The sequence below is a fragment of the Nostoc sp. genome (assembly GCF_036917155.1).
Classification (GTDB): Bacteria; Cyanobacteriota; Cyanobacteriia; order Cyanobacteriales; family Nostocaceae; genus Nostoc.
On sequence record NZ_JBALDZ010000193.1, the window covers coordinates 1 to 15,406 of the forward strand.

The window sequence follows — 15,406 nt, forward strand, 5'->3', positions numbered from 1 at the left end:
TACCGCAATACAAGGTTTAGTCAATCAACATACCGAACTTCTCTCTGTGCTTGAGTCTCAAGCCCTGAAATACCAATTAGATAGCTAGGGTCTGGGATTAAAGCATAAGCCGCTTGTTGAACGCGATCGTGTAAAAATTTATAGTTTACAGTTAGGGAATTTTCTACTAAATCCTGTGTTTCCCGCCCGACATAGAATTTGTAAACTTCACTTTGTGGTAAGATTAATCCCTCTTGTAATGCTTTCCAGAGGTATGTTGCTGTTTCAGTTTCAGATTTTTCAGAAACAATTGCCAATGTTGCCAAATCAAATTGATTCCCAATACAAGCTGCTAATTTTAAAACATCCTGCGTTGATTCTGGCAATTTTTGCAACTGTAACACCATAAAATCAACCACATCATCTGTCAGGGCTAATGCCTTCAACTGGGTAATATTAAACTGCCAGCTTCCGCTATCTAAATCAAATTTAATTAACCGATCTTGATGCAGTGATTTGAAAAATTGTGTACTAAAAAATGGATTGCCTTTAGTTTTCTGATATACTAATTTTGTTAATGTTTCTGTAGTCTTTAACGAGCAATTTAAGGTATCAGCAATTAGCTGATTTAAACTTGCTTCACTCAGCGGAGCTAATGTAATTTTATTAATAGTAGCATTAGTTTTGGCAATTTCATCTAATGTTAACATCAATGGATGAGCAGCAGAAACTTCATTATCACGATAAGCTCCAATTAATAATAAATATCCTGACTTTGAGTCATTCATTAGTACCTGGATTAACTTCATCGATGCTGAATCTGCCCACTGCATGTCATCTAAAAAAATGACTAGGGGATGTTCTTTGGTAGTAAATACTTGAATAAATCTTTGTAATAATAAATTAAACCGATTCTGGGCTGCGCTTGCTGAAAGTTCCGTTGCAGGTGGTTGTTGACCAATAATTTGTTCTAGTTCGGGAATTACCTCAAGAATGACTTGCCCTTGATCGCCCAGCACTTGTAAAATTTTATTTTTCCAAGTTGACAAATGAGCATCACTTTCACTTAGCAATTGACCCATTAAGTCTCGAAATGCTTGCACAAAAGCAAAGAAGGGAATATTACGATTAAATTGGTCAAATTTGCCTTTGATAAAGTAGCCCCGTTGCCGGACAATGGGTTTGTGAACCTCGTTAACAATTGCCGTTTTACCAATACCAGAAAAACCAGCTACTAGCATTAGTTCTGTCTGATTGTTGGTAACGCGGTCAAAGGCTTTTAGCAGAATTTCAACTTCATGCTCACGACCATAGAGTTTTTCTGGGATAATAAAGCGATCGCACACATCCCGTTGAGCAATTGGGAAACTTTCAATCTTACCCGTTTCTTTCAGTTGAGCCAGACAATTTTCTAAATCATATTTCAGTCCGAATGCACTCTGATAGCGGTCTTCGGCATTTTTCGCCATCAATTTCATCACAATGTCTGACAACACTTGCGGAATCTCTTCACTTTTGACTTTTGACTTTTGACTTTTAACTTCCCGAGGGGATGGTGGAAGTTTGGCAATATGACAATGTACCAATTCCATCGGATCGTGCGATTGAAATGGTAATTGCCCTGATAATAACTCGTAAAAAGTTACACCTAAAGAATAAAAATCAGTTCGGTAGTCAATTCCCCGATTCATTCTTCCAGTCTGCTCTGGAGACAAATAGCCCAGTGTTCCTTCTAACACATTAGGACTCATAAATATCTGAGTTTCTCGTGGTAGCAGAGATGCAATACTAAAGTCAATTAATTTAACTTCTTTAGTTTCTGGATTAATTAAAATATTGGCGGGTTTAATATCTTTGTGAATGATCCGATTATGAATTAGGATATCTAAGGCATCACACAGAGCGATCGCAATTCGTAAAAACTCCATCAGAGATTCTACACTTCCCCCCAGTCCCAACTCTCCACTCTCTACTCCCCATTCCTTCAAGGAAACTCCGCCAAAGTCTTCCATCACCAATGCATAGCCATTCTGATAGGGTTCCAGGCTGTAGGTTTGGATGATTCCAGGTAGATTCAGATTTTTGGCGATGGTGAACTGGTTGCGAAAGTGTACCAATTCACTGAAGCTGGGATAAGCAGTTTTCATCAGCTTAATCACCACAGATTTTGGGTCAGTCTCTCGATTAGCGCGATAAACTAAGGTTCGAGAACCGTTGTATAGTTCTTTGCTAAGATGATAACCGGGAATACTGACCATAGAGCTTAATTTCTGAGACCTCATTATTTAGGGTTCCCAAAAACATCACCAAACTTGATATTATTGCGCTAATGCTTGACGCGCCCACTGCTTAAATGCTCGTCGCGCTGTACTAGATCCTTCTGTCAAGTTCTAACTCATCAAGGAGAATTTTAACCATATCGCCGATTAATTCTTTGTTAACTTCATGTTCTGGCGAAGGCATCCGAATCTCTAACACTCCTTGATAGTAAGCAACTCGTGCAGCGCGATGGTCTCCAAGTTCTTCTAGAATTGCTTCAAACTCTGCCCAACTGATCTCGCGCAATGTCAAGCACTGCCCTGGTTGAACGTCGATCTCGCGTAGTTGCAGTGTTACAACCATTTCATCCTCCATACTTCAGGGAATTTTAGATTTTAAATTTTGGATTTTGGATTTTGGATTTGTTCCACCCACGTTTGCGGTAGCGTCTCGTAGAAAAGTGCAGTGCGGGGCATGAACCGAAATAATTTTTAATCTAAAATCTAAAATCTAAAATTGGCATCGTCAAGCAAAACTAGAAAAACCTAGATTCGGTGGAATATCCTGAATCCGGCCAGGCCCAATCGCTCGTAATGCTTCTTTGAGTAAAATATCCCCAGTATACAAGGCACGTCCGACAATCACACCACTTACGCCTTGGGGTTCTAATGCCAACAAACTCAACAAATCGGTGAGAGAACTGACTCCACCAGAGGCAATTATCGGGATGGAAATTGCCACTGCAAGTTCTCGCAAAGCTTCTAAATTCGGGCCTGTGAGTGTACCGTCTCGGTGAATATCTGTGTAAATTATGGCGGCTGCACCCAATTCTTGCATTTGTACAGCCAATTGAGTTGCTAAAACTTCTGAGGTTTCTAACCAACCGCGAGTTGCTACGCGTCCGTTACGAGCATCAATACCGATAATAATCTGTTCGGGAAATTCTTGACAGAGTTCTTGCACTAGTTGGGGTTGTTCTACGGCGATAGTGCCGAGAATTGCCCACTGTATGCCTAGATTGAATACTTGTTGTACGCTGGTGCGATCGCGCAATCCTCCACCAATTTCAATGGGCACTGACACCGCATGAGCGATCGCTTCAATTGCCCTCAAGTTTACTACTTTACCTGCTTTGGCACCATTTAAATCAACTATATGCAGTCTGGTAGCACCTTCATCTACCCACTGTTTGGCAACATCAGCAGGATTTTCGCTAAAAACTTGCGAGCGTTCGTAGTCTCCCTGATACAGTCGTACACAGTGACCTTCTAGTAAATCAATCGCTGGAATTACGTCCATTTAATTTTTCCTCATAACTCATTGCAATCAAACCGCTAGCTATAGCTGAATTTAGGACTGACAAATAAAAAAATACTCACCTACTTCTTGTAGGGTGGGCGACACGAGCGCCACAAGCCTTGGGCGGACAATATGTCCACCCACAAGATTGGATAATTTATTTGTTGGAAGTCCCTTACTATTTTTCATTATTCATTTTTAATTGCCTTATGGCTTGCCCAAAACCCAACACCAGCAAAATGTTAGAAAGGGTCAAAAAGAGTTCTGCACCACCATGTAACCAATCTACATTGGCTAAAGACTCGCCATAATGCAATTGGGCATAAATTCCGGCTGGAATGGTGATGGCAACAAAGACGAGAGTGCCATAAAATCCATACAGCGCTAAACGCGGCATTTGCGGACTACGGCTGATAAACCACAAGAAACCCAAATAGGGAAACAGTGAAAGTGCAAACAGGGTTTCTTTAGAAATCATTGCTCTGATTTGATAGGGTTTGGTTCAACAGTGTTAGAAGATTTGGTAGAACGCCAAATCAAAAACGCCGCAGCCCAAAGCGTAAAATTACCAACTAAAGTCATGGTAGCTTGAAGCGTTACCATCCATTCCAGAGATTCGGCGTTGTCGAAATAATGCCAGGTACAGGCACACATAGCGCTGACTAAAGCTGGTAACATGGCAAGGGATAATCCCCACCAATTGCGGTTATTAGTCAGTTCGCCGTAAGTCCAGATTAACCAAATGGCGACAATCCACTCAATAACGCTAGAAACATGAATAATCCAGGTTGGAATCGATAGGGCGTGCATACAGTTAGGAGTGGGGAGTTAGGAGTTAGGAGTTAGGAGTTAGGAGTTAGGAGTTAGGAGTTAGGAGTGGGGAGTTAGGAGTTAGGAGTGGGGAGTTAGGGGTTTTCACATCTTTTCTAGCTACGTTGAAAATCAAACTTGGAAATGAGTCTAGTAGACTGTGGCGTCAGTTTGCCTACCTTTAACAAGTTGTTCAAGTAGGGGTAATTCATGAATTGCCCCTACTTGTCTGTTAAAAAAAGCTATTAATCTAAAATCTAAAATCCAAAATCTAAAATGGTCAAGATGCGGGCATTATTGTCTGGGTATTACGGTAAAGGTAATGGTGGTGACGAAGCTTTGTTGGCGACGCTTTTGCAAATGTTACCATCTCACGTCACGCCTGTGGTGCTTTCGGGAAATCCAGAGGCAACCCGCGATCGCTACAATGTAGAAACCTATGATCGCATGGCTCCCTTAGCTGTACTGCAAGCTTTGCGCTCAAGTGAAGCCTTGATTTGGGGCGGCGGGAGTCTCATTCAAGATGTTACCAGTACCATTAGCCCATTTTATTATGGGGGACTGATGGCATTGGCGCAAAAAATGGGTTTGAAAACTGTTGCTTGGGCGCAGGGTATTGGCCCGTTAGTGCGTCCGCAAACTCGTTGGCTGGCACGGCAGAACTTTAGTAATTGTACCAAAATTAGTGTCCGCGATCGCGCCAGTGCGGCTTTATTATCTGATTGGCAAATTCCTTGTATTATAGCTCCTGACCCAGTTTGGGCATTGGAATCGCAACCAGTACCAGGACTTTGGGATTTACCTGCGCCGAGAGTTGCGGTAACGTTGCGATCGCATCCCCAACTTACAGAAACACGTCTAGCAAACTTAATTCGCGCTTTGGTTGACTTTCAAAAAGCCACACAGGCTTTTATTTTATTACTGCCATTTCAAAAAAGTGAAGATTTAAGTATTGCCGAAGCCATTCAACCATATCTTAAAGATGTCAGCCAGATTTTATGTCTAGAAGATCCGCAACTTTTGAAAGGTGTATTTCGCGGTGTCGAGATGGCAATTGGAATGCGTTTGCACAGCTTAATTATGGCTGCTGCTGAAGGTTGTCGTTGCTTTGCTCTCAGTTATGACCCCAAGATAAATCGTCTCATGGAAGATTTGGAAATGCCTGGTTGGGATTTAGCGAGTTTACCAGATGACCCTAATTTTATTAGTCTAAGTTGGATGGAGCATTATGCTAATGGCGATCCGTTATCACCAGAGCAAATAAAATCTTTAGTAGATAGGGCATTAATGCACCGTGAGTTATTGAGCCAAGCTTTTCTTTGACACTCCTTAAACATAAATGGTGCGGATTCTAGATCGGTAATTATCAAAGTTTGGTAAATTGATTTTGAAGAAGAATACAGAATTCAGAATCAAGACGCGACTCGAAAATACTCGCTAACGCTGCGCTATCCACCAATCGTACAGAATTCATTCTGTACAGGGATAGCGGGGCGTTTAGCCCATTCTGAATTCTGACTCCTGAATTCTGTTCGATAAAAATACTCAAGTATAGTTTATGACAAACTATATCAGTTATGTTATCTAGGATATACAGAAATAATTCTTGAGATCATTCTGATGATAAACTTTGGTTTTTGGAACCTAACTATAGTAATTGTAGTTGCATTGGTTCTCAAAAATAATTGGCGGCTAGACGATGCTGAAAAAGCAGTCTGGAAAAATTCTTTATTCTTAAAATATTCTGCAATCCAATGGTTGATGCAGTTTTTTCGTCAACCAAATGTTAACTTTATCGTCCAAGCATTTGTTGTATTAGTAGTAACAAGATTTCTCTGTTATACAGGTTGGCTAGTTTATTTCCTAAATCAGCCAAATCCACCTTTATGGGATTTTAAGTGGTTTTATGTAGCGAGTAAATTGGCTCATCAGCATTTGAGTCCCTTTAATGTCGAGATTTTTAACCAAAGTTTCTGTACCCTAATGAAAGTGTGTGGATTTATTCCACCCTTTGTCTATCCACCTAATATCATTCCTATCATCTGGTTTCTTGGTTATTTTCCGATCAATACTGCATTTACAATCTGGATTGCAATGCATATATTCGCAATCGGTTTGGCCTTATGGGCAGCAAATATCTTGCTAGAGTCAAAGTCACTAGCTCTGAGAACTATTTGCACAATTTCGGCTGCCTTGATTTATGGCTTAGTTCGCGATCTTCAAGTTGCTAATATTGCAATTTTAGTTGCAGTTCTAATCTTATGGATGTTTATCTTGGCTAGAAAACATCAGGATATTCCAGCCGGCTTTTGCTTGGGTATTGCCCTTTTTAAACCAACATTAGCTGCATTGTTTATTCTATATTTTTTACTGAAAAGACGATTTTATCTAGTTATTGTATCTGTTGTTACAGGAGCTTTTCTAGTATTTTTAGGTTTAGCCTTGACGGACAATTCTTTGACACAATTTTTAGCAGACGCATCTCGTGGATTTCCGCTCTGGCTAAAAGATCCATCGAATAGTCCTTATCTTTCCATTACTCGCCTCGATTTGATGGTCTTGGGCCCAAGATTTTTTCCCAACAACCCATTAATTGCCAAGTTTTTCTCAGACTTAGTTGTTCTGATACTTGTTGGTTTTGTGGGTTGGTATTGGTATCTACAACAATCTCTTACAAGCTGGTCAAAAACAATATATTTAACAGAAATGGTACTCGTTTCTTGCTTGAGTATTGCCATTAACTATTCACAGCAAACTAGTACTGTGATGTTAATACCTGCTGTTGTTTTTCTACTAAATGATTTGCTATATCAGATTAGATATTGTAGATTTTATCTGAAGAGAATATCTATTTGGCTAGCAGGAGTTTGCTCTTTAGCAGTGCAAACAGCAGTTATTCATGGCTGGCTCATCGGCTCTCTAGCAAATCGCTGGAATGTGAAAGCAGGGGAATTACCATACATTATGAAAGTAACTATCTTCGCGCTACCGAGTTATGCGATTTTGGCAATCACCGTGAGTATTTTATTCTTAGCAATTAGTTCCCTGCATCAAAAACAGAATACTCTAGAAGCAGATTAAAGAATTTTCCAAAACATACAAACTATGGTAAATTTCAATAGTTACCATCCTCCTAGCAATCAACATCTGGGTGAATTGGTGTTCACAAAACCAAGATCCAGTTTTTAGGAAACAGCTGATTGCTGCACGTCAGACTCCGCCGCAAGAAGTACAAGATGCTTTAATGGCAGAGATTAACACTTTACAGCTTAAATATGGTTTGTCTGAACAACTCTGTCTGTGTGAAGGATGCAGGGAAAGAGCTTTACAAAGCCAAGTAGTCTGTGTCAAACACTTTCTAGGTGATAAGCGTTGGGAAAGAGGTTGGAGATCGGATTTTCACTCACTGTTGTACGACTCCTAATAAACTACTGATTCGTTTTACCGCTAACAATCCCTGACCATTGAACTTTTTTCTCTTTCTCCCGGCGATAAGAAAAGAAATGCTCTGGTGTTTGGAAAGTACAATAAGGTGCGATCGCAATTTGTTCTGCACTAATTCCCAAATTTTCCAATTGTAAGGTATTCACTCGCCGCACATCCAGCCTTACCTTTCCGGGATCGGGGTCTTCTAGCAAAGGGGAATTTGGTAGCTCATATAATGCAGCGACAATTTTTTCTTCGTCATTATGTGGTATGATACTAGCCCCGATTTCGGCAGCCACTTCAATCGAGACTTGGTAAACCTCACCAGCGATCGCAGGGCCCATCGCAATGCGTAAATCATCGAGTTTACTACCTTGAGATTGTAATCGAGCGATCGCTTGGGGCACAATCTTCTTCGCAGTTCCCCGCCAACCCGCGTGTAATGCTGCCACCCGTCCAGATTGCACATCCCCAATCAACACGGGTGTGCAATCTGCGCTAGCAACCCAAACAGCTTGTAGAGGCTGCTCACTCATTAAACCATCCGCCGATACTAAATCCTCCCCAGCAGAGCTTAAAAAGCTTTCAACCTCTTGAGGGGTGAGAACAGTATTGCCATGAACCTGCTTTAAGCGATAGACTGATGCCTCTGGTTGCAATACTTCTGTGATCACTTGTGGCGATCGCGGCCAGAACTGCCGGGTAAAAAAGCCGTGATGCCAACGTTCTAGAAGACTACAAGTTAGATAGGGCAGTCCTTCCCAATTGCGCCAGTGCCAAGTGTGCATCTTGAACCAAACCTAAACAAATCAATGCTAACTTGAACAACGGAATTTGGGTTAACTGCTGTGGAATTTAATCTGCAAAACTTGGAAGCAGCCTTGCAAGCAGGGCGTAAGCATACATATTTACCATTTTCCCTTCACTTTTTTGAAAGCGTCTCCTCAACCAACCAAACCCTCTGGAACTTACTCAACCAAGGGGCTATTTCAGGAACAGCAGTAATCGCAACTGTGCAATCTGCTGGGCGGGGACAATGGGGTCGTCAGTGGATTTCTCCGGTTGGCGGATTATATGTTTCCGTGGCGATTTCTTTCGACCACAAAATAGAAGCTACTGACAGCTATCAGCTAACTTTCGCTACTGCTTGGGGAATTGCGTCTCAATTGCGCCAACTCGGCATAGATGTTGGGATAAAATGGCCCAACGATTTAGTTCTAAATGGTCGCAAACTCGGCGGAATTTTGACAGAAACCAAAGTAAACAAAGAACAAATCACCCAAGCAGTAATTGGTGTTGGTATTAACTGGACAAACCCAGTACCCGAAACTGGAATCAATCTGGAATCGTGGCAAGCATCCCAAAATTTCAGACCAATCTCTTGTCTGGAAATATTAACCTCTAAAGTCCTGCTGGGAATAGAATCCGGTATGGAGTGCCTGGAACAAGAAGGAGTAAGCATACTCTTGTCTCGCTATCTAGATTTGCTTACAAACATGGGTGATCGGGTGTACGTCAATAATCTTTCAGGTACAGTAGTTGGAGTGACATCTCAAGGAAATTTACGAGTTGATTTAGAAACATACGATACAAAGGAACTAATTACACCGGAAATTTATATTGAACCCGGTACAATCAGTTTGGGGTACCATAAATCTTCCGTTTAAATTTGAGGTTTGTTCAAAATTTCGCTCTTTGGGCAAGACAAACCACTAGCATCATCTCTTTAGGCTAATTACACACAACTGAGAGAACAAATGACGCAGCGCAAAAATTCTGCCCCTGATAGTTTGCATTACTTATGGCAGCAAGGTCTGACAAAAAAACGTTTTGCCTCAACACTACCAGCCCAAAGCCTCTGTTGGCTGAGTAGCCTCAGCCTCCTCAGCGGCGGCTTCGTGTTTGCCCAAACGGAAACACAAATAGACAACATCGTTCCCACTGTTGAAAGTTCTCAACCAACAGCAGTTATAAATCCAGTCAAAAAACAGGCTGTTGTACCGGAAGCCACTCAAGGGCAACCAGAATTTTCTCAACGGCGAGCCAGACTCAGACAGAGACTAGGCAAACCAGAGGTTGCTCAATCAAAAGAGCCAGTTAGGCAGTCTACACCTAAAATCGAAGCTGCCCAAGCTGTTGTGATTACCAGACAGTCCAAGCCCAAAGTAGAAGCTTCCCAGGTTACTCCTGCAAGGGTGAGTCAGGAAAAACCTAATACCCCCACCCGCTCTTTACCTGACAAACTCCCAGAAGTTGCTCAACCATCAAATAACTCAAACAGCCCCATCAGTGCAACTGCGGGGAAAACCAAGGATTATAATAACGCCTATATTGATCCTAATAGTTATGACAGTGGTGCCACAGGTACTTATCAAGCACCAAACTCCGTAATTCTCACAGAACGCTCTAGTGGTTGTCGAGCCATTTTGCCTTCAGGGCAAAGCGTATTAGGCGGCGTTTGTGCCAAAGCACCCGAAAGGAGTGTAGCTGATTCTAATGGTAAATCAGCACCTACTTGGTTGAGAAGAAGTGAAAACGCCCAATTACCAGTAGTTCCACCTGTGCGGCAGATTGCAAGTACTGGTAACACTAGCAGATGGCGTGCTACTGAAAGTGGTTCTACTGGTGACACCAAGAGCGCATTTCGCCCGAATCGGTTTATCCCGAATCCTGGCGAGTTCAGCCCCACAACAGTTAGTGCAACTCCCATTACGCCGAGTGGTGGTACTTTACCTCCACCAATGGCAGATGGTAATATTGCACCCCGCCCCAGCAACGTAGCTTACGACTTCTCACTGGCATCAGTATTGCCACAAATCCCTTCTATGGGACGAGTCGCCTATAGTGGTACGGGAATGATGTATCCCTTGTCTATTCCCGCTCCCATTACTTCTTTGTTTGGTTGGCGAGTTCATCCAATCACAGGAACCCAACGCTTCCATGCTGGTACAGACTTGGGTGCGCCCACAGGAACACCAGTTTTGGCAGCGGCGGCTGGTCAAGTAGAAACTGCTGACTGGATGGGTGGTTATGGTTTAACCGTTATCCTAAATCACAAATCCGCTGAACAAACTCTCTACGGCCACATGTCAGAAATCCTTGTGAAACCTGGTCAATGGGTACAACCTGGAACTGTCATTGGGCTAGTTGGCAGCACCGGGTTATCTACAGGGCCTCACTTGCACTTTGAAGTCCGTCACCTAACACAAGATGGTTGGGTTGCTGTTGACCCAGGCGTACAATTACAAAGTGCCCTCAGTCAGTTAGTGCGAGGCTTACAAACCGCCCAGGTTAGTCAGCAACCGGGTAGCTAGAAGAAAGTTAGGAGTGAGGAGTGAAGAGTTATGAATTAAAAACTCCTAACTTCTAACTTCTAACTTTTTTAATTACAAATACCCGTGTTCTGCTAAGAATGCGGGTGTAATGCCATCCATACTATTTTCATCATGGGCAGTGGTGTGTGGGTTGCCAGAGTAAAGGAATTTTTCGACGTATTTGCCAAGAATATCTCCTTCTAGATTTACCAAACTGCCAGGAAGCAAATAGCGGAGATTTGTCTCGCTGTATGTGAGGGGAATTACCGCCACCTTGAATTGAGAGAGTTCTGGCTCATAAGCGGCAACTGTGAGGCTGATGCCATTGACGGCGATGCTACCTTTGGGGACAATATACCGTGCGATCGCCTCAGATGCAATAAAGGTCATTTCCCAAGAACTAGCCGTTTGCTCTACCACTAGCAATCGACCGATGCCGTCTACATGACCCATCACGAAATGACCGCCAACTTTGCTGCCTACCCTTAGCGACGCTTCTAAGTTGACATATCTCTGTTGCGTTTGCTCGCCTCCCAACGTCGTGCGGCGTAGCGTTTCTGGTGAAGCCGTGGCGATAAACCCGTTCTTTAAAACTTTTTCTACTGTCAAGCAAACACCATCGACAGCAACACTGTCACCATAAGCCAAATCTTGCATAATTATTTCACCCGATTGGCTCACACAAGTAATTTGCCAAGAATCGCCCCCTAAGGGTTCCATCGTTCCTAATGCCTGGATTAATCCTGTAAACACGGCTTTTTTGTCAAACTAACTCTATTTATTGCCTAATTTTGGCTGAAGTCAATTGGTAATTGTCACAGAAATCTCTAACATCCAAGTATATTTTCTGACTTTTTTTAGTATAGGGATATTAACACATTAGCATCCTTCACGAGGCATACTTGGGTAAGAAGGTTATTGTCTAAGAAGAACAATTTGACTTACTCTGGTTTTCACCACAAGTTCGGAGTTTAATAGAAGCAATTATAGAGAACGAATGCTTATGTTTATTACTGTCGCCAAACCGCCCAAAAAGGGGTACTATTTGTTACACAGCACCCAAGGCTCTCAAAGCATTGTAGAGGCCTAGCCAATGATTGAAATGAAAGTTGCTGGCATAGCATTAGATGCCATAACCCGCAGCCCGATCGTACTTTTGAAAGATTCTTCAGATCGGCGGGCTTTGCCAATTTACATCGGTCAGGAACAGGCTAGGGCCATTATGGGCGCACTGGAGAATCAGAAGCCTCCCAGACCCTTAACCCACGATCTGATTGTGAATCTTCTAGAGACTTGGAACATGACTCTAGAAAAGGTAATTATTCATTCCCTGCAAAAGGATACATTTTATGCAGCTTTAATTGTCCAGCAAGGTGAGGTCAAAAAAGAAATTGACGCGCGTCCTAGCGATGCGATCGCTATTGCCCTGCGTACAAATACTCCCATTTGGGTAATGGAAGAAGTCATTGCCGATGCTTCTATCCCTGTTGATCGTGATGCAGATGAAGCCGAACAGCAAGCCTTCCGTGAATTTATTTCCAATCTCCGTCCTGAAGATTTGATCAAGCGCTTTGGTAATGGCGACAGCTAGGAAAGTTATGAGTTATGAGTTATGAGTTAGGAATTATAAGTGATTTTGCTTCAACTCCTAACTCCTAAGCAAAAAAAATTAGGAGTTAAGAGTTATAAATTACTTCCTTCAACTCCTAACTCCTAACTTTGTTTAAAGATGCAATACCGACGCTTTGGAAAAACGAATCTGCGCCTCTCGGTTTTTTCCTTGGGAACAATGCGCTACTTGGCTTCTTTTGAAAATGCTCACCAGACTATCGAAGCAGCCTTAGCGCTAGGAATTAATCATCTAGAAACCGCCAGAGGTTACGGCAAAAGCGAGGAGTATCTTGGTAGGGCGCTAAAAGCTGGGTTATCAGTACCCCGAACGAAGCTTTACATCACTACTAAAATCTCAACTACAGTAGATGCTGACTCCATGCGTCGGTGCATCGACGAATCTCTAGAACGATTACAGCTAGATTATTTAGATTGCTTAAGCGTTCATGGTTTGAACACTTGGCAACATTTGGAGTGGGTGCAAGCCAAAAATGGCTGTATGCAGGCTGTTGAGGAAGCTGTTGCCGATGGACGAGTGCGACACATTGGTTTTTCTACCCACGGGCCATTAGAGGTAATTCAGGCTGCAATCAATACAGATTTATTTGAATTTGTCAATCTGCATTATTACTATTTTTTTCAACGGCACGCACCAGCGATTCAACTAGCTGCCGAAAAGGATATGGGTATTTTCATTATTTCCCCTACTGATAAGGGAGGACGCCTCTACACGCCACCTCAGACCTTAAAAGACCTGTGTCATCCGTATTCACCCTTAGAAATAAATTATCGATTCTTACTTGCTAATCACCGTATTACTACTTTGAGTATAGGGCCAGCCAACCCAGAAGAATTAATAGAACCTTTGCAAGTTGCTGATCGTGATGGAGAGTTAACATCAGCAGAAATTTCTACTTTTTTGCGTTTAGAAAATCACCAAAAAGTTGCTTTGGAAACTGATAATTGTAGCCAGTGTTATGCTTGTTTGCCCTGTCCAGAAAACATCAATATTCCAGAGGTATTACGGTTACGCAATCTTGCAGTGGCATACGACATGAAAGACTATGGCCAATATCGTTACGGAATGTTTGAAAATGCCGGTCATTGGTTCCCTGGAATGAAAGGCAATCGGTGTACAGAATGTGGTGATTGTTTACCTCGGTGTCCAGAAAAGTTAGATATTCCAGCTTTGTTGAAAGATACTCACGAAAGATTAAGTGGTAAAGCAGGTAGGAGATTGTGGGGTTGACACTCACTCTCCGGTCTAAAGACTTTCTGTGTACACACAAGTCGGAAAACCTCATCCACATTGGCTTGAATCTGGTAGGGTGCGTTATGGACAGTACTGTTTATGCCTAATCCAGGGTCAAATTCGCTATCAGTCCCTCTTCTGGGCAACTACTTTGACCTGTGCAATTGCACCCTCTGGAGCTATATGTATAACGACGTATAACGGCACAAGTGAGCGGCGTCGAGTAGACTAGAACGTAGCGCGAAGTCTCTGTACCGTCCGCTCCACTGCGTTGTTAGCTGGCTTGTCGCAACGGGCTAGTTCAAAAAACTCTCATATTCATCATGATCACCGATCCAAATCCAATAATAATCGTCGCCCTTTTTCAAAGCTAATGTTCGATACCCACCACTGACACGGGCAGACCAAAGGTTTTTACCAACTTTTTTGAAATGCAACGAGGGATGAAGTGAATTCTCCTGCCAAAGTTGATAAGCTTTCCGCGCTTGCTCTTGCATCTCAGGTGACAACTCGGCATACGCTTTCCAAAAATCAGCCGTCCCAAAGGACTTCATCGAGATCCCTCACGTTGTTTGCTGCAATGTCCTCCTCTGCTTGAGCAATGAGACGATCTAATTTTCCTGATGCTAAGTCCACTTCGATTTTCCGATCCCACATCTCATCAAGATATTCTTGAAGCCATTTTGCCAGATTGCGAACTTCATCCTCTGATAATTGCTTGATTGCTGATTCAACTTCTAGGCGAGTGTTCATCGGGTATTCCACATACTAAAAGCAGACATACAGCACTTCCGGCAGCTATGAGGTACATCCTCAAATCTGAAAGCTTTGATAGGAGAGGGCAAGGAGAAAAACTGTATTTCATAATAGCCGGAAGCGCTGTATATGCCAACTAATTATAGCTTAGAGGTCAGCAGAGCTAAAAAAATAGACACCAGCTATTTGAAAGCCTTTGTGTAAAAGTCAGTACTCAATCCAGCCTACGGCGATAGGCGATCGCCTTTGACCTGTGCAATTGCACCTTCTGGAGCTATATGTATAACGACGTATAACGGCTAAGTTGAGCGGCGGCTAGTATCTTTCGCATCCTCACCAATATCTCTCGCCCGTCCGCTCCAACGATTTGTTAGACTGGGCTTTCGCGATAAGTTCACAACTTCTCTTCCACCTTCAGCTTGCTGCTTTTGCAAATCAGCAAAGATGGCTTTCAAATCATGATTGAATGAACGAGAATACTCTTCACGAATTCTATGGATCTCTTCTACAATCTCATCCTGAAACATAATCAACCTCCAAGCAGTTCATAAGGTGTACAAAGAATCGGCAACTCGTATCCAAAATCAAGACTGATTTCTGCCAATTTTCGTAACTGCCTAGCTAGTAGTAATAGAGGAAAGGAAAACAGAGACATTACCTTCTAAAGCATCAGTAATAACTTCGAGGAGATTAAGACCAT

General features: G+C 42.5%; 16 protein-coding genes and 1 pseudogene. 7 read left to right on the plus strand and 10 right to left on the minus strand.

What is annotated here, in order from left to right:
- Positions 1-89 precede the first annotated feature (89 nt).
- From V7K67_RS24630 to V7K67_RS24650, 5 genes and pseudogenes are all read right to left on the minus strand, one after another.
- Positions 90-2,237 (minus strand): annotated as a pseudogene (locus V7K67_RS24630) (ATP-binding protein); the annotation flags it as partial.
- Positions 2,238-2,349: 112 nt separating this feature from the next.
- Entirely contained in the window at positions 2,350-2,601 is a 252-nt protein-coding gene (locus V7K67_RS24635; RefSeq protein WP_335168781.1) for a hypothetical protein, read from the minus strand.
- A gap of 162 nt (positions 2,602-2,763) precedes the next feature.
- A complete protein-coding gene (hisA, locus tag V7K67_RS24640) occupies positions 2,764-3,537 on the minus strand; it encodes a 1-(5-phosphoribosyl)-5-[(5-phosphoribosylamino)methylideneamino]imidazole-4-carboxamide isomerase (protein ID WP_335168783.1) in 774 nt (257 codons plus the stop codon).
- A 178-nt stretch (positions 3,538-3,715) separates the two neighbouring features.
- A complete protein-coding gene (locus V7K67_RS24645; RefSeq protein ID WP_335168785.1) occupies positions 3,716-4,015 on the minus strand; it encodes a DUF3593 domain-containing protein in 300 nt (99 codons plus the stop codon).
- Positions 4,012-4,347, minus strand: coding sequence for a DUF2499 domain-containing protein (locus tag V7K67_RS24650; RefSeq protein ID WP_335168787.1), 336 nt, complete (start codon positions 4,345-4,347; stop codon positions 4,012-4,014). Before V7K67_RS24650 ends, V7K67_RS24645 begins: the two co-directional genes overlap by 4 nt.
- 285 nt (positions 4,348-4,632) lie before the next feature.
- Here V7K67_RS24650 and csaB point away from each other — a divergent pair, with 285 nt between their 5' ends.
- The 3 genes from csaB to V7K67_RS24665 all read left to right on the plus strand — a co-directional run bounded on the left by csaB (position 4,633) and on the right by V7K67_RS24665 (position 7,771).
- Entirely contained in the window at positions 4,633-5,670 is a 1,038-nt protein-coding gene (gene csaB, locus V7K67_RS24655) for a polysaccharide pyruvyl transferase CsaB (RefSeq protein ID WP_334734060.1), read from the plus strand.
- 297 nt (positions 5,671-5,967) lie between these two features.
- Positions 5,968-7,428: a glycosyltransferase family 87 protein gene (locus tag V7K67_RS24660; RefSeq protein ID WP_335168789.1), complete on the plus strand. Its 1,461-nt coding sequence runs from the start codon at positions 5,968-5,970 to the stop codon at positions 7,426-7,428.
- 70 nt (positions 7,429-7,498) lie between these two features.
- Complete coding sequence (locus V7K67_RS24665; RefSeq protein ID WP_334734051.1) at positions 7,499-7,771, plus strand: hypothetical protein; 273 nt, start codon at positions 7,499-7,501, stop codon at positions 7,769-7,771.
- 4 nt (positions 7,772-7,775) lie between these two features.
- Here V7K67_RS24665 and pgeF read toward each other — a convergent pair whose 3' ends face one another.
- Entirely contained in the window at positions 7,776-8,561 is a 786-nt protein-coding gene (gene pgeF / locus V7K67_RS24670; protein WP_335168791.1) for a peptidoglycan editing factor PgeF, read from the minus strand.
- Positions 8,562-8,621: 60 nt separating this feature from the next.
- Between pgeF and V7K67_RS24675 the strand changes: the two genes are divergently transcribed.
- Both V7K67_RS24675 and V7K67_RS24680 read left to right on the plus strand, forming a co-directional pair.
- Entirely contained in the window at positions 8,622-9,440 is an 819-nt protein-coding gene (locus V7K67_RS24675; protein ID WP_334734053.1) for a biotin--[acetyl-CoA-carboxylase] ligase, read from the plus strand.
- Between the two features lie 90 nt (positions 9,441-9,530).
- Positions 9,531-11,087 (plus strand): peptidoglycan DD-metalloendopeptidase family protein, encoded by a 1,557-nt coding sequence (locus tag V7K67_RS24680; protein ID WP_335168793.1) that lies wholly within the window; start codon positions 9,531-9,533, stop codon positions 11,085-11,087.
- Positions 11,088-11,159: 72 nt separating this feature from the next.
- Here the strand turns inward: V7K67_RS24680 and V7K67_RS24685 are convergent, their stop codons facing one another.
- On the minus strand, positions 11,160-11,840 hold the full coding sequence (locus tag V7K67_RS24685) for a riboflavin synthase (RefSeq protein ID WP_334734055.1): 681 nt from the start codon (positions 11,838-11,840) through the stop codon (positions 11,160-11,162).
- A gap of 340 nt (positions 11,841-12,180) precedes the next feature.
- Here V7K67_RS24685 and V7K67_RS24690 point away from each other — a divergent pair, with 340 nt between their 5' ends.
- Complete coding sequence (locus tag V7K67_RS24690) at positions 12,181-12,678, plus strand: bifunctional nuclease family protein (protein WP_012406891.1); 498 nt, start codon at positions 12,181-12,183, stop codon at positions 12,676-12,678.
- Between the two features lie 138 nt (positions 12,679-12,816).
- On the plus strand, positions 12,817-13,947 hold the full coding sequence (locus V7K67_RS24695) for an aldo/keto reductase (protein ID WP_335168795.1): 1,131 nt from the start codon (positions 12,817-12,819) through the stop codon (positions 13,945-13,947).
- Between the two features lie 299 nt (positions 13,948-14,246).
- Here the strand turns inward: V7K67_RS24695 and V7K67_RS24700 are convergent, their stop codons facing one another.
- The 3 genes from V7K67_RS24700 to V7K67_RS24710 form a co-directional block, all read right to left on the minus strand.
- Positions 14,247-14,504: a type II toxin-antitoxin system RelE family toxin gene (locus V7K67_RS24700; RefSeq protein WP_335168797.1), complete on the minus strand. Its 258-nt coding sequence runs from the start codon at positions 14,502-14,504 to the stop codon at positions 14,247-14,249.
- On the minus strand, positions 14,482-14,703 hold the full coding sequence (locus tag V7K67_RS24705) for a hypothetical protein (RefSeq protein ID WP_334734058.1): 222 nt from the start codon (positions 14,701-14,703) through the stop codon (positions 14,482-14,484). Before V7K67_RS24705 ends, V7K67_RS24700 begins: the two co-directional genes overlap by 23 nt.
- 302 nt (positions 14,704-15,005) lie before the next feature.
- Entirely contained in the window at positions 15,006-15,233 is a 228-nt protein-coding gene (locus tag V7K67_RS24710; protein WP_334734059.1) for a hypothetical protein, read from the minus strand.
- Positions 15,234-15,406 lie beyond the last annotated feature (173 nt).